The sequence below is a fragment of the Pseudomonas sp. PS1(2021) genome (assembly GCF_020405165.1).
Taxonomy (GTDB): domain Bacteria; phylum Pseudomonadota; class Gammaproteobacteria; order Pseudomonadales; family Pseudomonadaceae; genus Pseudomonas; species Pseudomonas aeruginosa.
Genome location: NZ_CP084484.1, coordinates 1,181,499 through 1,205,492 on the forward strand (window position 1 = coordinate 1,181,499; position 23,994 = coordinate 1,205,492).

The following is a 23,994-nucleotide window of genomic DNA, read 5'->3' on the forward strand; positions in this document are numbered from 1 at the left end:
TTTGTCCAAAATCACCGCAGGAGCACAAATGTACTCCTGTCGATTTTTATTGATCAGCAGGCCCAGAACATTGTGTGTTCCGAGGTTCAGGACATGCCGCGTAGGCGATCGATTTCCGCCGCAATCCGAAGCGCGGCCTCCAGCTCGGACAGCTGATGCGCTTCCATCAACCGCCAGCGTTGAGCCTTTTCCTCGGGCTCGGTCATGGCCAGGGCGAGGTAGAGGCTCGGCGGGACTGCGCGAAACAGCGTTTCCAGTTGCTTCGACAGGACCACGCCCTCGGTGTACTTGCCCGAGGCCTTGCTCGCCGACAGCAGCAGGGTCTTCTGTGCCGGTGTGAGCTTCTTGAAACGCGCGATCTCTTCGATCTCTGCCGGCGGCATGTTCAGGCAGATCCACCACTCGATCATGTTGAGCATGGTCTGCGCCGCATCGGGGAAGTCGGCCAGGTTCTGCGTTGCCAACCAGAACCAGGCACCGAGCTTGCGCCACATCTTGGTGCCCTTGACCACGAAGGGTGCCAGCAGCGGGTTTTTGGTGATGATGTGGCCTTCGTCCGTGACCATGATGATCGGACGACCGAGGTACTGGTCGCGTTCGGCAAGGTTGTTCACCGTGTTCATCAGGCTGATGTAGCTGATCGACATCTGCGCTTCATAGCCCTCGCGGGCATAGGTGGCGAGGTCGACGATCGTGACATCGCTTTCCGGCCACGGGGTGCCTGGTCGGTCGAACAGCGCACCCTCGAAGCCCTGGCAGAACAGGTCTATGGACTCGGCCATTTCCTGGGCCCGCTCACGACGCTTGTCGGGCAGGTGGGCGTCGCTGGCTACCGCTCGGAGGGCATCCCGCACATGGCGCGTCATGACCTGCTGATCGCTGGCCGCACAATGCCTGGCCGCGTCGAGGATGCATTCGCGGATCAGGCTGCGGTCAGCCCGGGTGAGGCGGGCCTCTTCCTTGGCTTCGCCCCCGGTGATCATCAGGCGGGCGGTGATCTCCAGCTCGCCCAGCACATCGCGCTGCTCGTCACTGCCCGAAGTGTCTTCATCCAGGTCCTCGGTCGACAGACTGGCGACCTGATCGGGGCGCTCGATCAGCCGGCGGGCATCGGCGAAGGGAGCCAGGCTCAAGCCGCTGCCGGGTTTGAGCTGGACCTTGTTGACGGTCAGGCCGAGGGTGGCGAAGTAGTCGCCCTGCAGGCCGAAGGAATTGCCGGCTTCGACGATGAACAGCCGCGGCCGGTACACCGCCATGACCTGCATCAGGATCGAGAGCAGGGTGGCCGACTTGCCAGCGCCAGTCGGGCCGAACAACAGCAGGTGGCCATTCATGGAGCGGTCGAAGCGGGATAGGGGATCGAACGACAGCGGCGCACCACCTCGGTTGAAGAAGGTGATCCCTGGGTTGCCGGTACCGATGCTACGCCCCCACAGTGGCAGCAGGTTGGCGATATGCTGAGCGAACAGCAGCCGGGTGTACCAGTTGCGTTTATCCCGCGCGGGGTTGTAGACCATCGGCAGCCAACGCAGGTAGCTGTTGCAGGCGGCCACTTCATCGCCCTCGCGCACCGGTTGAAGGCCGGCGCCGAGCAGTACGTTCGCGGCCCGGATCGAGCGCTGGCGCAATTGTTGTTCATCGGCGCCGCGCAGGTACAGCGCCAAGGTACCGCGGTACAGCTTGTGCTGGCGACCGATCAGCGCGCGAGCTTCTTCCACGTCCTGGCGAGTTTGGGTCGAAGCCAGATTTTCGCCAATGGCTTTGCGCGCCAGGCGGTTGAGCTGCTCCTCGAGCACATCCTGGGGCGTAATCACCAAGGTCAGGCTCAGGATGGCCTGCTCGGGGAGTTGATCAAACAGGGCATTGAGCGCCTCACCTTTGCGGGTTTCGCCGGTCAGCTGGCCGATGTGGGGTGGCCGGCGTAGTTTGTCGACCACCATCACCGTGTGCGGCTGCTGATCGAAATACCACAGCCCCTGCTCGCTGTTCGAGCGCGGCTCGTGGAAGAACAGTCGCTCGGCAAAGTCATGGTCGAATGGCAGCGACAGGCCCTCGCCGTCATCGGCCTCCGGGTAGGGCACACGTCGATAGAACGCTGCCGGTGGTTCGTCAGTGAGGGCCGGGGCCGGGTTAAACCAAGGCAGCAACCAGGCATAGAAGTCACGCCCGTTCAGCCGGCGAGGATTGACCCCGCAGGCCTGTAACGGGGCCATCAGGCGATCACAGGTTCTTCCCAACAACTGAGCGGGGTTTTGCCCTTCGTCGTCGGCCTGGTCACCGAGCCAGCGATAGACCACCAGCCGAATCCGTCGATTGCTGCCGCGCCAGGGCAGGTGCGACACAACAGGGTCGTCGAACAAGCCGCCTGGCTTGGCAATGGCATCGAGGTGGCGTTGCATCGAGGCGAGGAAAGCTGCAGTGAAGGGGGTGCCTGTCGCCCGTGGTGCAACGTACTGTGCCAGGCGCTCCAGGTACGGGGAAAAATCACTGTCGTCCTGACAGAAGAACTGCACCACCCAGGGTGCCTGGTCGAGCTCGTCAAAGCTGTCCTGCAGCGCATCTTCCAGCGCATCGCGTGCCGCCATCAGCCATTCGGGCTCACGGCCCTCGGTGCCGATCGGCTGCAGCTCGAACACGGCGCCCACCGAACGGTTGTCGTCGAGCAGAAAGCATTGCTCCTCCTCGAGGTATTCGACCCAGGGCAGGTGGTCGGTGAAGCTGGGGTTGTGCGCATACTGCGCAGCTTCGTCCGCACGCGTTGCACGCCGACGCTGTGCCACGCGCCAGGGCTGCCAGCGAGGCGGGGTGCGATCGGCATCATCAGCCATCACAGATCGTCCAGGCGTTCGCCGGGCAGCGCGTACTGGACCTTCTCGTACAGCGGGAAAACGGTCGAGTAGCCGGGCACCGGCGTCTGCTGCGTACCGGCCAGGTGCGGGTAGACGTACATCATTAGGTCGGGATTAGGCAGGCGTGGGAACTGGGCGCGGATCTCGTTGGCGGCTGTGCGGGTGTAGGCGCTCTGGTCCTTGATCAGGCGCTCGGGATCGAGCACTGGCCGGCGCAGTTCGCCGCGAGCCTCCTGCAACTGCTGCTGCGTGCCGACCGCGCCGCCGCTGTTCCAGATATCCAGCATGGTTTGATCGCCGTGGGGCAGCATCTCGTCCTTGCTGGTGGTGCAGCCTGCCAGGAGCAGGCACAGCAGCAGGCTAATCCAGGTCCAGTACCGAAACGGATGGGCGTTCATGGTTCACTCTCCGGCCTTTGGGTTCGTAGTCGATGCTGATTTCGTGATCCAGGTGCAAGGCCACCTTGGCGCCCGGCGGGACGTAAATGGCGGCGAAGGCTTCGCCGTAGAGCTTGTTGATCCAGTCACGAATGTCGCCGATGCCACCGCTGATGACCGAGTTCAGCGCGCTGTTGCCGCTGTTCTGCGACAACCCCAGGCTGCCGCTGGCCGAGTTGATGAATGAGGTGTTGGTCTGCTCGTTACCCAGCGCGGCCGCGAAGCCGGCACCGGCTGCGGTGATCAGGCTCTGGCTGCCGAGGTACTGCTGGGCGTTGGAGCGACGCTCACCGGCGATACAGGGAATGCCGTAAGGGTCGGAGATGTAGCCGAGGCCGCCGCGGATTTTTTCGGTGTCCGAGGTCTGGGCGCTGCTGCGGTTGCGACTGACCACCTTCTGCGGCTGTGGCACCGTGCGAACGGTGCCGTCGCTGAAGACAAAGGTGATCGACTCGACCTGGCCGCGCACGCAAGACAAGGTCCAGTCGCCGGCCGCGGTCCCGCTCATGACCGCGCCGACCACGTCGGGCAGGTCGATGCCGTTGGCGGTGAGGTTGTCCGGCCCCACCAGTACCTTGAACGGGTAGGGGTCATTCACCGTGCCGTCCACCGGCACGCGGCCAATCAGGGCCGTCATGGCGATCGAGCCCATCAGGGTCGAGTTCTCGGGGATGGTGTAGACCGGCTTGGCGCCTTCGGCCCGATCCTGGGTGTTTTCCAGGTCGCGCTCGCCCTTGGCCACGGCGCGCAGATGGTCTTGGCTCCGGTCGATGGCGTTGTTGTCCAGGCCATGCAGATCCTTGAACTTCGACGTCAGCGACGACAACGGCCCCTCCGCTTTGCTGGCCCCCTCCTGGCCGGCACGTGCATTGGACGGCTCGACCCACTGCAGCGCATCCGCCGGCGGTTGCGCTCCAGAAAATTGCTGCTCGTCGCCCGGCTCGAGACCGAAGCCCACGGGTACGTCGGACTTCGCGGCCGACTTGCTGGTGAGTTGGTCCTTGAGCCGGGACAGCAGACCCTGGGTCTCGCGGTGCTGTTGTTCGGCCTTTTGTCGGGCATCGTTGGCCTGCTGACGCTGCTCGGTGACCTGCTGGGTGACACTGCTCAGTGTGCTTTGAATACGACTATCGATATTGCCTTCGCGCGTGCGCAGTCGGTTGTTCTCGGTTTGCAGCGTCTCATTGCCTTTCTTCAGCGACAGCATCTCGCTGCGCATCGCCTTGACCTGGCCGATCAGCGTGGCCACGGTGTCACGCGGCGTGTCGCCGGCGATGCCGAGGGCCTTGGCTTGTTCCGGACTGAGGGCAGTGTTTTCGGGATCATGGGCAGGTTGAACGTCTGGCGCAGACACCCAGGATTTGCCGATGATCAGCACAATCCCCAGCAGGACTACCGGTACCAGCCATTTCAGCAAACCGTTAGCTTTCATGATCGGCAGCCTCCGGCGCTGGCGGTGGCAGCAGCAGTGCGTGCTTCAGGTCGCCGCCTCGTGTGATGAGGTACGCCACGGTGGTATCTTCAGGTGTGCCGGCGTGCCCCAGGAACTCGTGCTGAAAGGTGGCGGCATACAGCGTGGCCTGCAAGTGACGCGGGTCCAGCGTGACCATGGTCTGCCCACGGTTGACGATCTTCACCGCAGTCACCCAGTAATCACCTAGCCGCCAGGCGGCGAGCCCCTTGATGGCCACGTGCTCGGTCGGCAGTAGGGTGCTGAACCCAGAGAAGTCGCCCAGTGGGACCCGACGCACACCTGGCAAAGGCGCCACGGTGCGCAGCGGCGCATACAGGTTCTGCGCCGCGAAGCGGGTCAGCACAACCGGTACTGGCGTCACTGCCGGTGCTGCGTCCTTCGCTGTGTCCACGTCTGGTGCCTGGGCCTGAGCAACGATCTTGACCGGCTCCAGTGTCTCGCTGCCCTCGAGTGCTTCGATGTCGACCAGAATGATGTCGCCTGACTTCACCGACTGTAGCTGCAGTCGGGTCGGGGGGATGGCTTCCGACGCACGCAGGTACACCGTTCCGCCGACCGACTGCACGCGCAGCTTGCTGCTGATCGCACTGGGTAGTCCGACGCGGACATCCTCATCGAGCATCAGGATACGTTCCTTACCCACCGTCAGCGGCACGGCCAGCGGCAGACGGTCCCAGTACTTGACCTCGACGGCGGCTGCGGCTGAACACCAGCCGGCCACCGTCACCAGAATCAGGATCAAGACACGCATCATCATCACGCACCTCCAGGCAGCGTCAGCTTCTGCGGTGTGCCTTCGTAGCAGTCCAGGGCCAAGCCCCACTTGTTGTGCTCGGGATCGACGTCGAAGCGCACCACGCGCAGGGGGTAACGCACGACCACGCGCTTCACCGGCTCGGCGGCGTAGTACTCGTCGGCATTGAGGTCGAGCTTGACCAGCCAGCTGTGCTTATCCAGCTGCTTGACCCGCAGGTCGGGATCATCGCTGTAACCGCGGCCCAGTACCTCGTACACCCCACGCACACGACCGCGCAGTTCGCCGGCCGCCTTGCGGTACTCGAAATCGCCGTCAAAGAAGGTCTTGCACGCCGGTGTCAGGTAGGGCTGCAGGGCGAAGATGGCGCGGTGGTAGTCGACCTCGCCGTCGGTGGGCCAGCGGTTGAGCTGGCCGAAGATGTACAGGGCAAAGGCATAGATATTTTCGGGCGGCACGTCCCACCATTTGCGAGTGCTGCCGGAGCGCAGATCCGGTGGCACATGAATGGTCAGTTCGGAAGGGGCGGACTGCCAGCCGAACCACAGCCCACTACACAGCAGTGCCAAGGTCGCCACAGCCAGGCGTAGGCTGAGGATATGCGCCTGCTGCGCATCGACTTTGTTCCGGAAGCGGCTCATGGGGCGATCCTCATAGGCCGGCGTGTGCGCCGGACCGCCCACGGGCCTGAGTGCAGGATCAGGTACTGACTGCCGATGCCCCAGTGCGCTGCCAGCTGCCATTGCAGACGTCGGTACAACCAGGTTTCGGGACGAGCACGCTTAGCCCGACGCAGCAGCTTGCCGCCGCCGAGCAGCACCAACGCCATGCACAGGAACATGCAGGTGGGCAGGGTGGCGATGGAGGCTGTGCCCACCGCCAGCGGTGCGCCAAGAATCAGGCCCAGTACGGCACCGGCGATCAGCGCGACCCACATCTCGTCGTTGGTGAGCCCGCGCAGGACGGCTGGGTCGCGGTTGAGGCGTTCAGGTAGGAAACTCAGCGTGCCGTCAAGCAGGGTGGCAGGGACGTCGGACATGGCAACCTCACAGGATCGTGGCGGCTTTGGTCAGGAACCACAGGATCACCACCACCAATAGCGCGCCGACGCCGACCACGGCGCCGAGGTCCTTCCAGGTCTTGCGCTGGTTTTGCACGTCGGCGTAGACCGTGAGCGAATGCCAGGCCACACCCAAAAAGGCGAGGGTTGCGATCAAGAGACCGAGTAGGATGCCGCCGTCGTACGCGTAGTTCTTGATGGTGTCGATCAGTCCTGAGCCCTCGCCGCGGGACGGCGCTTCCATGGTCGGCAGATCAGCCCAGGCGAACGTCGAACTCAGCAGTATCAGGCCGCCGAGCAGGGCTTTTCCAAAGGTAGCTCGGAGCAGGGGCAGCGGAAGGAGGCAGCTACGGGAGAGTTTCATGGCAGGGTCTCCAGATTACGACAGCATGAAAAACATCAGCACGATCAGGGCTAGGGCCAGACGCAGCGTGCTGCCGCCGAGCGCACCGAAATTGAGATTGCCGGCCGCCCAACCGCGGTAGCCGGTCCACAGGGCCCAGGTGCACCAGAGCAACGCCAACACCAGCACCGAGGAGCGCCACAGCACCGAACTGAGCTGCGGCGCAAACCCAGCCACGGCCGAGAACGCGCTGAGTTGAGCGTCAGTCATGCTCATCGGAGGGGCTCGAGTGGGGTACTTCAGCACGGTACTGACCGGCCAGCTCGACCAGGTCAGCCGGCTGCGCGCGGGAGGGCGATAAGTATTGTTGGACGCCTTCACGCACACGTTTTAGGTCTGCCGCAAACCTCGGATAGTCGAAGCGATAGCGCGTTCCAACTGCATCGTCTGAGCTGCTTTCCGCACGCTCGGCCAACTGGTCGATGGCAATGAACTGGCGTTGCACGAGCCTCAGATCCGAGCGCTCGCGACTTTCTTGCGCAACAGCCGGAAGGGTTGCTAGACAAATCACAAGCAACGGGAAGGCATACGTCCTCATGGCAGGCTCCAGAGCTATCTCTGGTCGCCACCATTACCGAGCGGGCGAGTTGAGGCACGAGTTAAAAGGATTCTTGGCCTTTCGCTTTCTGGTGACGTTGGGCAGAAGTGGGGTGAGTCTGGAGTGAGGTATTGAGGGACGATGCGGACCTGCCGGCGCTGGTGGCTTATTCCTAACGCTGTAACGAGCACCTGAAAGGCTAGTCAGTCATCAGTCGGAGAATGACAGCTCCGCCTGAATTGCGCACGGAGCGCGCGGGGGCATCTTCGGTCGAGGATTGGGTGAACTGGCCGGCAAAGTGGGGTCAGCTAAATTGCCCCCCAGCGTGGCCTGCAATCCTGGAATTCGACCCTCCGACTCAAGTGCTCGAATCTCGTTCCTGGTCCTGCCAAGCAACTCATTTGCCGTCTGCCCCGTATCCTCGCTCAGCGTCAATGCCAGCAGCGTCAAAGGGCTCAGTTCCAATCTCTCGCTAAGCTGATCAAGTTTGTCCAGTGTGATGCTCGATCTACCAGCCTCGAGCTTGGACAAGTAGGTGCGGCTAGTTGTGTCGGAAAATCCGCGCTGGGTGATGTTGCGCTGACTGCGTAGTACTCTAAGAACACTGGCGAAAGATGACTTCAATGTCATGAAACTACCTGAGGAGTCGGACGAGTGAGTGCATTTGGCGACGACTTTATTTGGGGGAGGCAACCCGCTCAGACCTCCTGAATCCACTCTACCATACACCCTCGAATCCAGCCGTGTGGTAGCAGGGGACTATCCAGCGTACGTCTATTTTCTACCCGTTGCGATCGTTCGCGGGAACCACAAAAAATCTGTGCTGGTTGAGGTGACGTATGGCGACGATCGGGATATCAGAGAACGCTGACACAGCAACTGCAATGCTCTGTAGTGCCGCGGGGCAGTGCCGCTGAACTGTGGAGCTGGCGGGAGAGATCTTGAGTTCAATCGCACTCTCTCCACCCACGCCTTCGAACTCAAGCAGCCCTACCGTGCTGGGCTGATCCGCCAGCAAGAGCCGGGATGGCCACCCCCCCGATATCCATCCCACCCCGCCGCTGTTCAAAGCTGATACAGCCCCCGTGTGACCGATGCAGTAATGCAGTTGCGCGGTGGCATTCCACCTATCGCAGCCTCGTGCATGCTTGCCGAACCCACCAGAACTTGGCAATCTCCGCTGCAATGTCAAAGAGATATCATGCGGTGCTCCAAGCCCTATGCATGGACGCTTTTGAGAAAAGGGAATTCCCATGCCGCACGCTGTGAAAACGATTACCCATGCGCTCGATGAGGCGCGTGCGTTGATGGCCGACTGGATCGCGTCTGAAGGCGCCAGCGACGCTGACACTTTGAGCGAGCTCGTCGGGGTACTGGATAATCGCACCCTCAACGATGCTATGCGCGTCATGTCCGGGCCTTTCCATCAAGGCATCAACCGCAAGCTCTTGGCTCCACGCTACAAAGTCGCCCTCGACCTGCTGCAAAAATACGGGGTAATGGTCGACCCCGGCTCGCTCAGCGATGCAGTGGTAGAGCGCCTTCACCCGCGAGTCAACTACCCACGCTTCAGCTACGGGCAAACCCTGCGCGAGTGGAGCGACGCAGTGTTGGGGGAGGGTGAGCAGGTACAGTTCTTCCTGCCTCAGGCACCGCGGCGTAATACGCACTTGGCCACCGTGCAGTTCCTCAGTGATGACGTTCGCGAGCTGACCGACGCGTTAGTCAAAGCCGTCTGCCCTGCGGATGAAGCCGAGGCTGAGCCTGCCATCGAAGACCAGGCTTACGAGCCGCAAGTGCGATTGGCGCCACCGTCGGATTTCGCCGCCGAGGCGCAGGTCATTACCACGGGCGCACGGCGTGGTGTCAATACGCTTATCGCTTTGGGTGAAGAAGCGAAGGAGCGCTGGTCGCCGGCCATGCGTGAGTGCATTGGCGCAGTCTTGAAAAATCGCCAGCAGGATGACGAAGCGGACACGCTGGAAGTGATGGTCGAGTTGGTCGACCGCCTGGACAAACTGGCCCGCGAAGCCCGCAAACTTCTGCACGAACGCGATTCGGCCGCAAGCTGACGGGCTCATTGCCCTCGCCCTCTTTTACCTAGCGTGTGGCGGTGCGTCGACACGCATAAGGACAGTCCCATGAATCAAGCTGTGAGCGAACGTCAACTTGCACCATCATCGCCGGTAGAGGTGGATGGTATTGCTGTTGCTTCTACGACGTTGGCCAATGTCTTCAAGGCCGCGAAAATTCCTTCCAGTGATGGCAACTTCATCTTTGGCCACCTGCGGCTGCCCGAGTATCAGCGGCCTTACCGCTGGGGCGAAGAGCAACTTTCGCGGCTGCTCGACGACCTGAGGGCTTTTTTCAGTGCTGACGTCCCGGCGCACGACTTTTACCTGGGTAGCATCATCCTTCATCAGGACGGCGGCAATGCGCGTCAGCGCGGCCTGTTGAATATCATCGATGGGCAACAGCGCATCACCAGCCTTGCGCTGATTCATTACCTGCAACATGGCGACAAGGGCGCGCCTGCGTTGACCTACAGCTCACCAGAGAGCCATTCGCGCATCCACCGTAACCTCCGCTGGCTTGCACGCCAGCCGCTACCCGAGGTGGACTTCTCGCGTATCAATGTAACGCTGGTGGTCACGCGGCGTGAAGATGATGCCTACCGCTTTTTTGAAACACAGAACACATCCGGTGTACGTCTGGGCGGTGCGGACATTATCAAGGCCTACCACCTGCGTAGTGTACCCAACACGGCACAGGATGATTACGCCCGTGCGTGGGAGCGCATGGGGGACCTCAAGCCTCTGGTCGCTACATTCATGAAGGCCCGGCATTGGCAAACGCTACGCTGGCGAAATGTAGCGAGTGATCGTGACCCGGTCCTTGAACGTAAGCAAATTGTTGCTGAGTTGGCTGAGCGTACATTGGCAGGTGGTGGCGATATTGCCTACCGGCCGCTGCAGGTGCACCGCGATGCCTGGGGGAAGGAGGCGCATGTCGCCCAGTTTGGCTACGCCATGCGTCAGCCGCTTGGGGCGGGCCTAAACACGATGCGCTTTGTTGAATACTTTCACGGTTTGCGGCAAACGTTGCTGGACACTGCCCGCGCGCCCATCGGTTCATCGGCCTTTTATTACAAGCTTCTGGCCTTGGATGCACGCGGCAGCGTATTCCTGACCCGGGCCTATGACTGTGCGTTGCTCATGTACGCCAGCCAGTTCGGCAGTGCCCGATTGCTCGAAGCCAGCCTATGGATTTTCCGCATGGTGTTCGCGCCACGGCTGATCAACGATGTGAGCGTGCGTGAGGACGGGGTGCAAACCCACCTGCGCAACACGCCGCTGCTGGATTGGATTTCCACAAGCCATACCCACGAAGAGCTTCTGGGCTACCTGCGCGCCTACAAGTACTCTGTCAGTGCTGAGAACCTGGATGTGAACAGCATCAAGCAGCGCTTTGTTCGGTCAGTCTCTGCCACGCTCGGCCTCGAGCTCCCATGGCCGAATTACGGCGACGTCGCGGCGCGATACGACGCAGAGCTTTGCGCTGCCATCGACCGAATCTGTCTCGCTGACGCTGCCCGCCAAGGAGGCAAATGATGAATGCTCAGGTGCAATCCCAAGTACAAAGTGCAGCAGTGCTGTGTGAACAGAACATTGCGCTGACGATTCCGTGCTACCAGCGGCCTTATGTCTGGCCCAGTGAAGACGTGAAGGACCTGCTGGAGCAGATCATTCAGGCAAGCGCTGTTGATGAAAGCGGCACCCCTGAGCAGTCGCACTACTTCATCGGTACTGTGCTGACCAGCCAGGTGCCGTCGGGTGTGGATTCGGCAGCAGACATAACCTACGAACTGATCGACGGCCAACAGCGCATGACGACGTTGATGGTGCTGGCATTGGCGTTTTGCGAGCAGATGCCTGATTCATCCTTGCGTTCGCTGGTGGTGCTGGGTAGCGCACCACGCCTCACGTTCAACATTCGTGAGGAAGTCCAGGCGCGTTTGAGTGCCTGGGCGGGGCTGACAGACGAAGTTGCAGTGGATGAGGAGGTAGCGTCCAACCCTTATCTGAAACACCTTTGCGCTGCGCGCAAAACGGCATCCGACAGGCTGGACAAGCTCTTGGCGGATGAGGGGCGCGAAGCCCTCGAGCGGGTTGGCCATTACCTTTTCAATCGGGTGACGTGGGTCAACAACGTCATGCCCGCCGGCATGGACCTCAACAAGCTTTTTGCCACCCTCAACACCAGCGGTGTGCAACTGGAACAGACCGATATCCTCAAGGCGCGTTTGATGGAGCGTATCAAGCATCATCGCGCCAGCTACGAAGGTATCTGGCAGGCCTGCGAGAACATGGGGGACTACTTCGAGAAGAACCTGCGCGATGTCTTCAAGCATACGGATTGGGGGGTACTGAAGTTCAACGACCTTGCTCAATATTCGCGGGAGCATTTTCACATCGAGCGTGCCGCTGCAGCTACTCAAGAAGGCCGCACCATCAGTGACATCTCATTGATGAAGCATGCCGCAGAGGTGTCATCTGAAACTGAAGAGGATGATGATGCCCGCTATCAGTCCATCATCAGTTTCGGCTTATTGCTGATGCATGCGTATCGCATCTACCAGCACGGTATCAAGGCTGCCGATATCGAGACACGGCTCAATGACAGCAACCTAAATGCAAGCTTTGTCGAGTTCGTCAATCGAGCCAGTGCCGCTGAAGCCAAGGCATTCATGGAGTGCTTGTGGCAAGTGCGTTTCCAGTTTGATCGCTGGGTGGTCAAGTGGGTGCGCCTGGGTGAAGAAGACGATCGCACCTTGCGCTTGTGCTCGTTCAACAACCGCAGCAAAGGCCACGGGCCGACCTGGCGCTCGGTCAATCAGGAAACCTCCGACCTGGGCCAGTTGCAAAGCGTGCGCTACTTCACCGGGGAGCGCAGTGCGCAATATTGGCTGACGCCATTCCTAGGGCGGCTGGTTGAGAATCCAGCGTTGTCCGAACATCAGGTGCTTGCCCTGCTTGAGCAGATTGACAACGAACTGTCACTGACAGAGCTGACCCAGAAATACGCGAGTTATCAGTTGTTGTCCCGCGACACCGTCGCATCGGCCCCGCTGGCAAGCAAGCTGAAATACCTGAAACAGGCGCACGGAACCGGGTTCGAGCATTACTGGTTCCAGAAGCTTGAGTACATCCTCTGGCGCGAGCGGCGCGCCTGCACCTGGATGGACAGTGACAAGTTGAATCTCTACCGCATCACCTCGAAAAACTCGGTAGAGCATGTGCATCCACAGAACGAAGAGTTTGATCGATCACTCGCCGATGACTTGTTGCATGGGTTTGGCAACCTGGTGCTGCTCAGTCCAGGCGAGAACTCCTCGTACAGCAATCAGGCCGTGCTCAAGAAGCAGGCGGCATTCCTCGCCAAGCCCAAGTACGATTCCTTGAAGCTCGCGCACATGTTCCATGTGCTGGGTAATGGCAAGCAGTGGGGCAAATCGCAGATCGATGCCCATTGCGAAACGATGCTGGCGCTGATCGAGGCTCACTATAGGGTGTGAAACAACCCCGACCGCGCAGAAACACCTGTATTGCGAGGTGGGTTGATAGATAAGTTGGGCAGGGCGACCCGCTATGCAGTCGCCCGCTCATAACGCTGTAATGTTCCTCGCAGCGTCTCGAGCAGCTTATGGCGCAGTTCCACAGGTTGCTCGACCACCAGTCCATCGCCCTGCGACAGCATCCACCAGTTCAGCTGCCAGCTGTCACTGACTGTCGCAGTCAGGCGGTACCCACCTTCGCAGGCCTGCAGCGCCATGTCTTCTGCCAAGGGTGTTTCCCGCAGCAGGCGGGCGAGGCTTTCGCTGACCCATGCCTGCAAACTGATCTTCTGCGGGCCACCGAATTGCAAGGCATCGCTGGCAAGGTAGTGGGGAAGGTCGAACTGAGCCGCGCCTTCGCAGGCAGCCGGCAAGATCTCGACGTTGAGAAACCGATGCACTGCGTACTGTCGCAGGTCCGAATAATGATCGGCGGTACCGATCAGGTAGGTGGCTACACCACGTTGCACCAGAGCCAGAGGGTTCAGTGTCAGTTCACTGGTCTTGTTGCCATGGGCGGAGTAGTAGCGGCAAGCGATCTGACGCTCTTCGAGAAGGGCCAGTTGAATCGTCTCGAGAATCTCCGCCGAGATGCTTGGCGCCTGCAGGTTGAGCTCTGGGCGAACACTGGCAACCTTGCTCATCCAGCGCGCCGCCAGGTTTTCATCGGCCATGTTCTCGAGCTTCTTGCGCGCATGCTGGAAACGGCCCTGCAGTGCCTTGAGCATTCCGTTGGGCAGCAGCGGGCGAATGGTGTCTTCGATGAGTGTCAGGCTCAACGCTTCACTGACGCTCATGCCGGGCAGGTCGATGCTTGCCCCCGGGGCCCAGTGCCAGCCGAACGGTTTACCTCGGTCATTGCACGTCAGCGGGAACACGCGCGACAGTTCGATCAGGTCGCGTTCGACGGTACGTTTGGTAATGCGATAGCCCGTATCCCGCATTTTCTCGAGCAATTCACCGCTGGTGATGCCGGGGCCCTTGGTGGGTAGCTTGTGTAGCAGTTCCCATTGTCGGCTGATGGTGTCGCGGGAGCTGATTTGTGGCAATTGCGAAGCTTCCTTGTCGAAGCCTGGGCGGCGGCATGCTACCTGGATGGGTAGCCCTTGGCCGCCTCCGGGCAGCAGATCTTTCAGGTAGGCAAACAAGTAATGCGCCTGCAATGCCAGGCGCAAGATACCTCGCCGCAGGGGGGGGCTATCGTGGCGTCAGCCTTGGAAAACATGCTTGATCAGGAATGCTTCCAGGTTGTCATCCAGGGTACGGACGACACCACCGTTGGGGGTAGCCCACAGCACGACCCGCTGACTGCGGTTGTCGTACAGGTAGTATTGGCCGTCTCCCAGCTCCAGCAGCGGTATCGCAGTTGCTGGGTAGCTGGGGTCCGACGCCAGGTCCTTGTAAGCATTGAGTGCGTGCAGGAAGTAGTCTTCCGGCACGCCAAGGCCGTAGGTTTCGTAGGCGTCATGGGCAATCACGCCGAAGCGCTCCAGGTACTCCCGGTACTCGTTGGCAAGTTCGAACCCCAGGTTCGATTCGAGCGTATCGATGTTTGCCTTGGTAACAGGCCGGGTAGCAGCCTGTTGTTCTGCGACCAGTTTTTCCAGTGTTTTCATGTAGGCACTCGCTTACCGTTGGCTCTCGATCTGTTCGGCTCGCGCCTTCCAGTATCCCTTGCGTTCCTTGTCGAAATCGTCCCGTGCGATTTCCGACTCTTTCAGTTTGTTGTGCAGCACATTGTCATTACCATTGCCCCTGTGCTCATCGCGTGTGAGCTCGGCCAGGGGAGAGTCCTGCTTTTGCCCAATATGGTGCAACTCAATCGGTCTGCCCTGCGCATCGAGCGGGGCGAGGCCCAGCTTCATTCGCTCCAGGTTGGTGCGGTCGAAGGCATCTTTCTGATCGTAATCGATGTCGGTGCGGATCAGTGCATCCTTGCCGTTGACCTGGGCCGGCTCCAGGTTGGCCTCTTCGTAGATACGCGCTTCGGCCTCGCTGTTGATGACGTCCAGCAACTCCTTGGGGAAACCGAGCTTCTCCAGCCGTTCACGAGTTTCGTCACCCATGCCGGGCAGCTCGAGGCGGCTTTCCTGGGTCAGCACGATCGGCCGATCCAGCTGTGCGATGATCAGGCATTTGTCGGGTGTTTCCCTGGCGAGCAGGGCGAGGCGGGAGGGGGCTTCAGCCTTCTCGATGGCAAAGTTCTCGAAGTTCACCGGACGCTTCCTTTTTCATGGTGCGCGTGCCACATCGCATAAATGTCGAGGTGGCTTTCGTGCTGCAGGCTGTAGTCTTTCATCAGGCATTGCTGAGCGGCGAGGGCCAGCTCGACTGAAAGGCCGTTGGCACTCTGTTCGAGCAGCCCGTCGAGCAATTGGTCCAGGTGCGTGTAGTCATTGGCCTCCTGTATGATCTGGTTGACCTGGCGGCGGCAATTCAGCGTATCCACCACCAAGCGCGCCAGGCGCTCGAAGGCTTCCGTTCGCCAGATGCCTGGTGCCTGCTGGTTACGGTACTGTGTGACGATCTGCAACAGGTTGATGCGGGTGCGGGCAGGCAATGGCAGTGCGCACAGGCCCTGCTGCAGCAAGTCGCAGTCAATCTGGGCAGGCGTAACCACGCGCTGGCTGAGTAGCAGCTTCAGCAATTGGCCGTTGAAGTCACTGCGGGCGATGCCCGCCGTCGCTTGCGGCTGGTATTGGTAGGGCGCTTCCTCGCCTTTGAACTTGCGCACCTGGCACATTACAGGTTCGAGCCAGTCATTCTGATAGACGATGGCTACACCTTTGGGGAGCCTGGCAATCTCGTCCAGCTGCTCGTCATCCAGCGCCACGGACTTACCGATCAGGCGGCGATCGGTTTCATCGGGCAGGCGCATGATGATCTTGGTGTTGGTGTTGCGAATCGCGGCAATGTCCACGGCATGGGGCGATTGGTCTGCGATGATGAAGCCTTCACCGTAGGTGCGCATCTCGGCAATGGCGTTGGTCAGCATTTCTACAGACTTGGCCATCAGCCCCGCACCCTCGGCGCTGCCTTCCGGGCTGCGTTTGAGGATGTTGTGGGCTTCTTCGAGCACCGTGACGTGGCGCAGGGGCTGGTTCATGCCGCCGTGGGCCATGCGGTGCTCGCTCAGGCGCATCACCAGGATACCCATGATCAGCGCCTTGGTTTCTGAAGAACCGATGCGGCTGAGGTCGACGATCACATTGCTGTCGAACAGGACGTCGTTGTCGATTTCGTCGGCCACGAACAGTTGGCCATTGAGGCCGTTGGTCAGTGATCGAATGCGGGTCGACAGTGAGCCGATGTAGTTGCCTTTGAGCTCCTGGGAATAGGCCGACGCCTCGATCACTTCCTGTAGCGTTTCCAGCAGGTCGACGAAGGTGGGGAATATTTCCTCGTTGTAGCGGTTGCTCGAGCTTTCCAGGTCCCAGCCGCAGCGCAGGTAGGCTTGCAGGATTGCGTCCTTGAGCACTGCGGGCATAGCTGCGTACATCGGCCAGCAGACGTTGAAGATCTCCACCAGGCGGTCGACATGCTCGAGTACGTGGATTGCTGCCGGAAAGCGGAACGGGTTGATTCGCAACAAGGCGCTGTGCGCCGGGTGGGTGCCGAGCACAGTCACATCGCTGCGATGGCCGAACACATGTTTGTATTCGCCCTTGGCGGGTTCGATGACAAGGAATGGCACGCCAGCGGCGCTGACCTGGTCGAGCATTTCGTAGAGCGTGTTGCTCTTGCCTGCACCTGTGGAACCGCTGATGAACACGTGGCTGGACAGCTGGTCCATGTCCAGCTCAATGGTCTGCGGCAGGTTTTCCCACAGGTGACGGATGTTGCCCAAGGATAGCTGTCTGGCACCCGGGCGCCGTGTGGTCTGGTCGTCCAGGCGCTGTACCTTGCGTCCGAATGCCTGGGTTTCGACGACCGACACGGTTGAAGTGGAGCGCCGTGGCAGGCTCAGCTGGATTGCCATTTCCTTACCGGAAATCAGCGTAGCAGGGGTCACGAACGGTACCGGCACGCGGCTGGCGAACGCAGGTTTGAGTTCGGGGTGGCTGAGGCGCGTGAGCCATTCAAGCACGGCAGACTTGTTGCTCGACGTCCAGGTGGTGAGCGCAAAGTCTTCGTGGCTGGATTTGCTGCCGCGTACCAGGCCCAGGAAGATACTTGCCAGCGATTCGGACGAGGCGCTGCTGTCACCGATGAAGTAGGCAGCAGAATTCCAGCCGCCGTAGGTCTTGGCTTCGTCGATACGTTGCAGATGGTGATCAATCCTGCCCAGCAACTGCTCGATCGTCTTGTCCACCGATTCGATCGACAGCTGCCGGTTGCTACCGCTGGTGCGGTTGACCGATTGGCTGTCGGTCGTGCTGCTGGTGTGGGTTGTCGACTGTGTACGGGCAGAGGACTCACTCCAGGACGTGCCATTGCTTTCGCTGGTGCCTCTGGTAGCCGAATGGCTAGTACCTGTGCTGCGTGTTTCATTGAATGCAGCGGCGATGCCTGACCCAACCTGAGCACCGACCACCGCGCCCACCGGGCCCAGGAACGATCCGGCAAGCGCGCCGATGGCGCTACCGGCAATGGCGGCTGCCTTCGAGGCTTCGGTTTGCGAACTGAAGCTTTCAGTGGTGCCATTGCTCTCGCTGGTGGAGGTTCCAGTCGTACTGCTGGTGCCGCGAGTTTCGGTAAGGCCAAGGCTGTGGCCAAGTGAGGTGCTCAGGCCTTGGCTGATACTCAGGCCAATGCTGTCGCTATCTTGCTCGCCATAGGAAAGCTGCTGTTTTGCCAACGGTGAAAGTTGGGTCGCCACCTGTTCGTAGCCGATCCGAATGGTATCCAGTTTCTGCGAAGAAACAGGTTCGGCCAGGATCAGTGCCTGGTATTCGCGCCGCTCTGCTGCGTCGATGAAGCGCTCCAGCCCCTGCATGAAGTGGTCGCGGTTTTCAGTCGACAATGCAGGTACGCCCGTGACAGCGGTAATGCTGGCAGATGGGTTGCTTTTCTCGTTTTCGAGCTTGTCGAGCAGCGCATTGGCGTCCTGGACGCTCAGCGCTTGCAGTGCACTACCCGGGAAGTGGCCTTTGAAGGTCTCGCGCAGCAACTCGCCGGAGTTGTGGCCGAGCATCTTACCGGGTTCGCCACGGGTACCAATGAACAGTTCAGTCTCGATGCCATTGGAGCGCAAGAACAGGAACACCGTATAGCCAGCGGCGCCCAGTGCTGTATAGGCGGCAGTGGTGCTTTCCAGCACCGACTGCTTGTTGTCCTGGACGATGCGCTCGACGCGGAATATCCGCAGGTCGCTGGCGCGGTTCAGGCTGATGCGCTGGTTTGACGCGATGACCGGGTACTGCTCCAGTTCGCTCAGGTAGCTACGGTTGATCAGCGCACGCCCAGCGGCCAGGGTGAGCGTGGCGTTTTGCTGGATCTCGCGGATTGCCAGCGGGGTCAGGGTCGAGGTTGCCATGGCGTTATTTCACCAGCGCAACCAGAAAGACCACCAGCGCAGCCAGGGCGCCGCCGACAAGCAAAGCGGCTTTGAAGACTGGGTTGCGGTCGTTGTCTGCGGCGCGGGGTTGCGATTGGTGGCCTTGGTGAGCCTGGTGCGACTGTTGTGACCGGGAGTTCTGCTGTTGAGGGCGGTGCGAAGCGGGTGCGGCTTGACCAGCGTTGGCACTGGCACTGGCACGTGGTTTAGGTTGCACGGGCGCGAAGCCTTCTACGCCTTGATGGCGCAACAGGTCACGTACTTCGATGAGGTGCAGGAAGCGCTCCTGAGCGTAGTTAGTCTTGAGGTAGACAACCTGCAGCTCATAGTACTCGCTCGTCCACAGCTTCTGGTCCGATTCCATCGCGCGAGCGAATGACTTCTCAGAATAAGCTTCCAGAAGCGCTGGAACCTGCTTGGCTGCCCAGGCCAATGCAGCACGGAGGTCGGTAGAGGTCAGGCGATTGTCATCCAGCTCCATGCGAAGGGCGGTCCGGATGGTGAGCAGCTCGCCTTCCTGTACGAACTTCCTGAGGTTGGAGGAGGGCTCATAGTTTGACTGCACGTTGACGTCACTCTCGGCTTGAGTTTCTGGAGGCGTTTGCGTAGGCACAAAACCTTTCACCCCGGTTTTGCGCAGATGCTCGCGAACGGCGAGCAAGTGCTCAATGCGCTCCCGGGCGAAGTTCTGCTGAGTGAGCCACATTTGACGAGTCAGGTAGTCTGCACTCCAGCTCACGGGGTCGGGGTCAAGGGCATTTTTCCCAACCCCTGGCTCGAAGGCGACCAGCAGCTCCGGGGACTGTTTCACGGCGCGATCCAGAAGGTCATTGAGCAGGACGGTGCTGGCATTAGGGTCCTTGATTGACAGCAGATAACTCTTCCTGGCTTCGGCAAGCATATCGGTGGTCATGTTGGGGCTCCTTAAATAGCCAGTGTGCTGTCGAGCTTGGTTTTGAAGTTATCGATCCAAGCACGCAGTGCCTTGGCTTCGGAAACTGCAATTTCGCGGGCGTTTCGGTCTGTGGTTTTGGAACTCAAGGACGTCAGCAGTTCGGCAAATTTGAGGTCAAATTCGCGGGTCATGAATGCAACGTATTGTTCGATCAAACGGTCCTTGCCAACCTCAATTTCCCTGCGAGCGTTTTCGACCAGGCGTGTGAATTCGGCCTGGATTCGAGTTGAACGCTCCTGCCAGAACTTCTCGAGATCGACGTAATTTTCGTTGCCGTAATCCCGTACCGTTCTGGTCGAGCCCCAGGAGAAGGGGTTCCACCAAGAGCTGTCGCTTACCTCACGTGTGCCAATGACAACGCGTTTAACTTGAATATCATCCTGGCATACGGACAGATTGAACGAGATGTTCGAGGCCGCCTGTTTAAGCCCCTCGAAAATTGGCAGGTTCAAGCTCTCGGTGCCTTGGAAGATTTCTGTGACGTAACGCTGATACTCGGTATGCAGGTCTTGGCGGATAAGCTCTTGACTGGAAATGAACACCGACTCGTACTGGTTCACCAGCTTCCGATGGTTGAACTGCAGCAGTTCTTCTGCTTCTTGCACGCGCGCTTCGGCAATGCTTACCCGAACGTCGTTTTGCATGAAGTTTGCGCCCAGCTGCTTGATGATGGGCCCAATAACGGCTTCCAGCTTGGCCAGCTCAAGCTCTGTGTCTCGGGGGAGGGTCTTGCCCTCACGCTCCAGCTTGTCTTTGTAAGCGGCGGTATCGAAGCCCTTTTCCTGCCGCTGCTGCAGGCCCTGGATCTCCTCGTTCAGATGAGCCAGGGCCCTTTCATCTTGTTGCAGTTGTTCGATCAGGTCAGTTTCATTCAATCCCACTCGAATGGCGTGACCCAGGGCTTCATAGGCGCGTTTGAGCCGGTGCGGCAGGTTGTACTTGTCGATGTACTCGTCGATCATCGCTTCGACTGCCGGCAAGCCGCTGCTGAGCAGCAACGGGGAATGGCGTTTTTCCTGCAGCGAGCGATGCACGCGAGAGGTGATCGGCATGTACTGCAGCATGTTCATGCTTGGCTCTTCGCTGAACATGTCTGCCATCGACTTATGCTCGTTGCGCTCCTTGCGCGTGTGCAAGTCGCTCGGTTTTCGGATCAAGCGAGTGAGGTTGGCAGAGATCGGATAAATCAGGGGGTTCTGAATACCATTACTGGTGAGGTACTGGTTCACGCGCTTGAGTACAGAAGGGATATCTTCTCCTTGCTCAGGATCAAACACGTCCATTTTGTTGATCACGAAGATGAAGCGATCCTTGCTTTGCTTACCACCCTTGCGCATGGTCTCGGCGACCAGACCGAGCAGATTGCTGTCATCGTTGGTGCCCAGCTGGCTGGCATTCAGCACATACAGGATAAGCGGGTTGCGCCGGGAATCCTGAATGAAACTCATGGTCTTGAGCTGATGCTCTTCATCCTGGCTATTGTTGGGGCCAGGGGTATCGGTCAGGACCAGGCGCACGTCCTCGCGCTCGCGAATCGCAACGATATTGCCTTCGATATCGATCAGCTGGGTGTCCTCGAGTTGGTTCCACTCTTTGAGGCATTCCAGGTCGACATTGTCAGCCGCACCCACTTCTTCACCTTTGCGGTTGAAGCGTTTGGCCGAGAATCGATCGGCCATCCGATCATTGTCAGTGATCCGGGCAATTGTCGCAGTCGTCGCTTCGTTCGCCGCAGGGAGCAGGTCGCGCCCCAGCATCGCGTTGATCAATGTCGACTTACCCGATGACATGGTCGCGACGACATAAACATCGAAGTCACGGTTGAACGCTTCATCGATGGACTTGCGAACCTGCTCGTTGTCAGCGATGAACTGATCGAACTGAGGGTGCTCGCGCGCCTCGGCCATCAAGGCGCGGATCTGCTCCAAGCGTTGTTCGGTAGGTACGGTCTGGTGCCACTCCAGTTCCACCTGCATGCCATTGGCAATGGCCACGTTAGCGGCTTCCTGGATATCCAGGAAGTCAGACTCAACACCTGTAAAAGCGACATAGAAGCGATTGTCTCCATTGAACAGTTCGCTCAATTCATCGAACAGCTTTTCGACCCACAATTGCAGGCGCGACTCCTTGTAGCTCGACAATTTGCAGCCGTCTGCCGGGGCCTGGTCGTTGATCGAGAAAATCGTTTCGACGGTGAAAGGGTTGTGCGTGATATGGATGCGGTTCATGGATTCTTGATCGATTGACGTTGATGTTTGATCAGGGCTTCTACGGTCTTCAAACCGCTGATGGCCACCAATTGCTGCAAATCGTTTTTTTCGCAGGCTTGCGCGTCGAGCGCTTTGAGCTGACGTTGCCGTTCCAGGCTGTTGAGTGCCTTGAATACGCCTTTCTTGATGGTGTCTGGCACCACCATCGCATGAAGTAGCGAGCGCTTGTTTTCCTGCAGGTCGGCAAGGGCCTGGTGAAGCCTCAGCCGCTGCGAGCGAGTCAAGGCCTGGGCCTTGAGGGCCTTGCGGGCATAGAGTGCGACGTTGGCCATGGTCGGGATGATGATCGGTTGTTCAAAGCCAATGGCTGTGAGGTAGCGGTGAGCCTTCCCGACATAGGCATCAATGGTTTCACCCGTCTCAGGGTCCAGCAGGTCGACTTTGTTTAGGATGAAGTAGATCGTGTGGTCAGGTCGGGTCGCGAGTTCATCACGAATTTGCTCTAGCAGCGCGCGATCATCCTGCGTGCCCAGTTGGCTGGCATTAAGTACATAGCACAGGGCTTTGAAAGAAACAGTCCGTACCGCTTCGAGCATCAGCTCTGCATGCCTGTGGTCCTGGCTGTTGTTCGGGCCGGGGGTGTCATGCAATACCAGGCCAGATGCAGGGCTGGGTACAATTTTGAAGTTGCCTTTCAAGCAGATTCGCTTCACTTCGCTGTTGGCATTCCAGTCACGAAGCATCGCGGCTGAAGTGTCCTTAAGTCGCGCAAGCTCTTGATTATCATGCGAGTAGCAAGCACCGTCGAAGGTCCGCGCGCCTTGGCGATGTTCGACACGCGTTATGCAAGCGGTAGTGGCTTCGTTGGCGGTGTGCAGCAGTTCTTGCCCGATCAGGGCATTGATGAACGATGTCTTGCCTGCACTCATGGTCGCCAGTACCAACACATCGAAGGGGGCGCTACTTGTCTGACGAGGCCTCGTTTTTCCCGAGTGGGCCACTAACCTTGTTGCATGCTTCATGTTTCTCACGGTCCTGTTGAGCTGATGGCATTCATGGCGATATGGAGAGTACTGTTGGAAAGTAAGGGGGGCGAGGGCGTTCGCCCTGTCCGCTGGAAACAGGCTTGCATGAAGTTGCGACAAGTTGAGTCGCAAGCTCCATGCGACTGATCAGATCATCGGGGCGGCGTACCCGGTACGCTAACTACAAGGCGAGCTTGGGGGGCATCCAGCGGCTGATGCTTCCGATCAGGCTGGATGTGAAAAAGATTGTGAGCAGGCGCAAAGAAACGTCCTTGTGTCAGTTGGTGGCATATTGCTACTTCTGGCAGTATCGCATCTTACGAGCTATCGACGTCAAGCAGAGAATCTTGAATGCCACCAACGTCTGAGAGTGCCGCATCGGGATGCTACTTCTGGCCGGTTGTTGTCTGTCGCCACTGGCAGCAATGGGTAGTTTGCAGTCATTCAAAGATATTTTTTGAACGTTGTAGCCGTGATCGCCACCATCCACCCAAGTAGTGCAGCGCACGGCAGTAATACCAAAATGGGATTTATGGACCAAGGGAGTGCGAGGTAGATCACCCAAGGGCTCACCATCAGTGGCAGCAACGTCCGCTTCGCTCGGTGGTAGACAAAGCTACTCTCGCGATCCGCTCCGAACTTGCGCAGGTCGCGACGCATCAACCCATCGATCGTGCCAGTGACCGCAGCAAGAAAAAATAGCGGGATCGCCAAGGTAAGAACGACCAGACGCACCATGAACGTGAAGATCGTGAACAGGGTCGCGAGCAGGTAGTCCTGCATAACAACGTAAGCGTGCGCGAACTGGCCCTGCAATGACGCTTCTCGACTGAGCAATTTCAGTTGGGTATCGGATTGCGCCCATCCGGAGCGCACTACGATCCAGTCGTTCAGGTGCTCAAGTACGGTGGCGGTTGCTTGCGCCGGCTCTTGCACCAGTAGGGAACTCTTGAAGTGACTACTGAGCCAAGCCAGCTCACTCAGCCACATTGCATGGCTATGATGCCAACCCTGTTCTGGCCAGAACCAGAGCATGCCCATGAACTCCAGCACGATGGAAAACAGCAGGGAAGCAAACAGCAGGCCAAACAATCGCAGGCACAACTCAAGCGCGCCGAAGATCAGCCCTGATCGTCGTTGTGTCTGAGGCGGGTTGGTTGGGGCGGTAGGCATGATGC

21 protein-coding genes are annotated in these 23,994 nt (G+C 59.4%); 3 read left to right on the top strand and 18 right to left on the bottom strand.

Going from position 1 to position 23,994, the window contains the following annotated elements; translation table 11 throughout:
- Positions 1-86: 86 nt before the first annotated feature.
- The 10 genes from LE197_RS05875 to LE197_RS05920 form a co-directional block, all read right to left on the bottom strand.
- Positions 87-2,828 (bottom strand): conjugative transfer ATPase, encoded by a 2,742-nt coding sequence (locus LE197_RS05875; RefSeq protein WP_226033881.1) that lies wholly within the window; start codon positions 2,826-2,828, stop codon positions 87-89.
- Complete coding sequence (locus tag LE197_RS05880; protein WP_226033882.1) at positions 2,828-3,247, bottom strand: TIGR03751 family conjugal transfer lipoprotein; 420 nt, start codon at positions 3,245-3,247, stop codon at positions 2,828-2,830. The genes LE197_RS05875 and LE197_RS05880 overlap by 1 nt, the downstream gene beginning before the upstream one ends.
- Positions 3,210-4,718, bottom strand: a complete 1,509-nt coding sequence (locus LE197_RS05885) for a TIGR03752 family integrating conjugative element protein (protein WP_226033883.1) — start codon at positions 4,716-4,718, stop codon at positions 3,210-3,212. Before LE197_RS05885 ends, LE197_RS05880 begins: the two co-directional genes overlap by 38 nt.
- On the bottom strand, positions 4,708-5,514 hold the full coding sequence (locus LE197_RS05890) for a TIGR03749 family integrating conjugative element protein (RefSeq protein ID WP_196171664.1): 807 nt from the start codon (positions 5,512-5,514) through the stop codon (positions 4,708-4,710). The genes LE197_RS05885 and LE197_RS05890 overlap by 11 nt, the downstream gene beginning before the upstream one ends.
- Positions 5,515-5,516: 2 nt before the next feature.
- The gene (locus LE197_RS05895) at positions 5,517-6,155 is read right to left on the bottom strand and encodes a PFL_4703 family integrating conjugative element protein (RefSeq protein ID WP_096426381.1); all 639 of its coding nucleotides are present in this window, start codon (positions 6,153-6,155) and stop codon (positions 5,517-5,519) included.
- Entirely contained in the window at positions 6,152-6,553 is a 402-nt protein-coding gene (locus LE197_RS05900; RefSeq protein ID WP_226033884.1) for a TIGR03750 family conjugal transfer protein, read from the bottom strand. The genes LE197_RS05895 and LE197_RS05900 overlap by 4 nt, the downstream gene beginning before the upstream one ends.
- 7 nt (positions 6,554-6,560) lie before the next feature.
- On the bottom strand, positions 6,561-6,938 hold the full coding sequence (locus LE197_RS05905; RefSeq protein ID WP_226033885.1) for a TIGR03745 family integrating conjugative element membrane protein: 378 nt from the start codon (positions 6,936-6,938) through the stop codon (positions 6,561-6,563).
- Between the two features lie 15 nt (positions 6,939-6,953).
- On the bottom strand, positions 6,954-7,193 hold the full coding sequence (locus LE197_RS05910) for a TIGR03758 family integrating conjugative element protein (protein WP_016488085.1): 240 nt from the start codon (positions 7,191-7,193) through the stop codon (positions 6,954-6,956).
- Positions 7,180-7,515, bottom strand: a complete 336-nt coding sequence (locus LE197_RS05915) for an RAQPRD family integrative conjugative element protein (RefSeq protein WP_096426378.1) — start codon at positions 7,513-7,515, stop codon at positions 7,180-7,182. The genes LE197_RS05910 and LE197_RS05915 overlap by 14 nt, the downstream gene beginning before the upstream one ends.
- 210 nt (positions 7,516-7,725) lie before the next feature.
- On the bottom strand, positions 7,726-8,145 hold the full coding sequence (locus LE197_RS05920; protein ID WP_096426377.1) for a helix-turn-helix domain-containing protein: 420 nt from the start codon (positions 8,143-8,145) through the stop codon (positions 7,726-7,728).
- A 623-nt stretch (positions 8,146-8,768) separates the two neighbouring features.
- On the opposite strand from LE197_RS05920, the gene LE197_RS05925 reads away from it, so the two are divergent.
- From LE197_RS05925 to LE197_RS05935, 3 genes are all read left to right on the top strand, one after another.
- Entirely contained in the window at positions 8,769-9,587 is an 819-nt protein-coding gene (locus LE197_RS05925; protein WP_226033886.1) for a hypothetical protein, read from the top strand.
- A 69-nt stretch (positions 9,588-9,656) separates the two neighbouring features.
- On the top strand, positions 9,657-11,126 hold the full coding sequence (locus LE197_RS05930) for a DUF262 domain-containing protein (RefSeq protein WP_096426375.1): 1,470 nt from the start codon (positions 9,657-9,659) through the stop codon (positions 11,124-11,126).
- Positions 11,126-13,090: a DUF262 domain-containing protein gene (locus LE197_RS05935; RefSeq protein ID WP_172901746.1), complete on the top strand. Its 1,965-nt coding sequence runs from the start codon at positions 11,126-11,128 to the stop codon at positions 13,088-13,090. The genes LE197_RS05930 and LE197_RS05935 overlap by 1 nt, the downstream gene beginning before the upstream one ends.
- Before the next feature lie 71 nt (positions 13,091-13,161).
- Here LE197_RS05935 and LE197_RS05940 read toward each other — a convergent pair whose 3' ends face one another.
- The 8 genes from LE197_RS05940 to LE197_RS05975 all read right to left on the bottom strand — a co-directional run bounded on the left by LE197_RS05940 (position 13,162) and on the right by LE197_RS05975 (position 23,989).
- Positions 13,162-14,304: a helix-turn-helix transcriptional regulator gene (locus LE197_RS05940; protein WP_318840996.1), complete on the bottom strand. Its 1,143-nt coding sequence runs from the start codon at positions 14,302-14,304 to the stop codon at positions 13,162-13,164.
- A 33-nt stretch (positions 14,305-14,337) separates the two neighbouring features.
- Complete coding sequence (locus LE197_RS05945) at positions 14,338-14,745, bottom strand: SMI1/KNR4 family protein (protein WP_096426373.1); 408 nt, start codon at positions 14,743-14,745, stop codon at positions 14,338-14,340.
- A gap of 12 nt (positions 14,746-14,757) precedes the next feature.
- Positions 14,758-15,345 (bottom strand): HNH/ENDO VII family nuclease, encoded by a 588-nt coding sequence (locus LE197_RS05950; RefSeq protein ID WP_096426372.1) that lies wholly within the window; start codon positions 15,343-15,345, stop codon positions 14,758-14,760.
- On the bottom strand, positions 15,342-18,605 hold the full coding sequence (locus tag LE197_RS05955; RefSeq protein WP_226033887.1) for an ATP-binding protein: 3,264 nt from the start codon (positions 18,603-18,605) through the stop codon (positions 15,342-15,344). The genes LE197_RS05950 and LE197_RS05955 overlap by 4 nt, the downstream gene beginning before the upstream one ends.
- Before the next feature lie 4 nt (positions 18,606-18,609).
- Positions 18,610-19,539, bottom strand: coding sequence for a hypothetical protein (locus LE197_RS05960; RefSeq protein ID WP_226033888.1), 930 nt, complete (start codon positions 19,537-19,539; stop codon positions 18,610-18,612).
- 11 nt (positions 19,540-19,550) lie between these two features.
- Positions 19,551-21,809, bottom strand: a complete 2,259-nt coding sequence (locus LE197_RS05965; protein ID WP_096426370.1) for a dynamin family protein — start codon at positions 21,807-21,809, stop codon at positions 19,551-19,553.
- Positions 21,806-22,813: a dynamin family protein gene (locus tag LE197_RS05970; protein ID WP_096426369.1), complete on the bottom strand. Its 1,008-nt coding sequence runs from the start codon at positions 22,811-22,813 to the stop codon at positions 21,806-21,808. The genes LE197_RS05965 and LE197_RS05970 overlap by 4 nt, the downstream gene beginning before the upstream one ends.
- 447 nt (positions 22,814-23,260) lie before the next feature.
- Positions 23,261-23,989, bottom strand: coding sequence for a TIGR03747 family integrating conjugative element membrane protein (locus LE197_RS05975; protein WP_096426367.1), 729 nt, complete (start codon positions 23,987-23,989; stop codon positions 23,261-23,263).
- Positions 23,990-23,994: the final 5 nt, after the last annotated feature.

Bases quoted from the DNA above. Each gene is read 5' to 3' on its own strand.
- LE197_RS05875 (WP_226033881.1), bottom strand. From the start codon at position 2,828: ATGGCTGATGATGCCGATCGCACCCCGCCTCGCTGGCAGCCCTGGCGC.
- LE197_RS05880 (WP_226033882.1), bottom strand. From the start codon at position 3,247: ATGAACGCCCATCCGTTTCGGTACTGGACCTGGATTAGCCTGCTGCTG.
- LE197_RS05885 (WP_226033883.1), bottom strand. From the start codon at position 4,718: ATGAAAGCTAACGGTTTGCTGAAATGGCTGGTACCGGTAGTCCTGCTG.
- LE197_RS05890 (WP_196171664.1), bottom strand. From the start codon at position 5,514: ATGATGCGTGTCTTGATCCTGATTCTGGTGACGGTGGCCGGCTGGTGT.
- LE197_RS05895 (WP_096426381.1), bottom strand. From the start codon at position 6,155: ATGAGCCGCTTCCGGAACAAAGTCGATGCGCAGCAGGCGCATATCCTC.
- LE197_RS05900 (WP_226033884.1), bottom strand. From the start codon at position 6,553: ATGTCCGACGTCCCTGCCACCCTGCTTGACGGCACGCTGAGTTTCCTA.
- LE197_RS05905 (WP_226033885.1), bottom strand. From the start codon at position 6,938: ATGAAACTCTCCCGTAGCTGCCTCCTTCCGCTGCCCCTGCTCCGAGCT.
- LE197_RS05910 (WP_016488085.1), bottom strand. From the start codon at position 7,193: ATGAGCATGACTGACGCTCAACTCAGCGCGTTCTCGGCCGTGGCTGGG.
- LE197_RS05915 (WP_096426378.1), bottom strand. From the start codon at position 7,515: ATGAGGACGTATGCCTTCCCGTTGCTTGTGATTTGTCTAGCAACCCTT.
- LE197_RS05920 (WP_096426377.1), bottom strand. From the start codon at position 8,145: ATGACATTGAAGTCATCTTTCGCCAGTGTTCTTAGAGTACTACGCAGT.
- LE197_RS05925 (WP_226033886.1), top strand. From the start codon at position 8,769: ATGCCGCACGCTGTGAAAACGATTACCCATGCGCTCGATGAGGCGCGT.
- LE197_RS05930 (WP_096426375.1), top strand. From the start codon at position 9,657: ATGAATCAAGCTGTGAGCGAACGTCAACTTGCACCATCATCGCCGGTA.
- LE197_RS05935 (WP_172901746.1), top strand. From the start codon at position 11,126: ATGAATGCTCAGGTGCAATCCCAAGTACAAAGTGCAGCAGTGCTGTGT.
- LE197_RS05945 (WP_096426373.1), bottom strand. From the start codon at position 14,745: ATGAAAACACTGGAAAAACTGGTCGCAGAACAACAGGCTGCTACCCGG.
- LE197_RS05955 (WP_226033887.1), bottom strand. From the start codon at position 18,605: ATGGCAACCTCGACCCTGACCCCGCTGGCAATCCGCGAGATCCAGCAA.
- LE197_RS05960 (WP_226033888.1), bottom strand. From the start codon at position 19,539: ATGACCACCGATATGCTTGCCGAAGCCAGGAAGAGTTATCTGCTGTCA.
- LE197_RS05965 (WP_096426370.1), bottom strand. From the start codon at position 21,809: ATGAACCGCATCCATATCACGCACAACCCTTTCACCGTCGAAACGATT.
- LE197_RS05970 (WP_096426369.1), bottom strand. From the start codon at position 22,813: ATGAAGCATGCAACAAGGTTAGTGGCCCACTCGGGAAAAACGAGGCCT.
- LE197_RS05975 (WP_096426367.1), bottom strand. From the start codon at position 23,989: ATGCCTACCGCCCCAACCAACCCGCCTCAGACACAACGACGATCAGGG.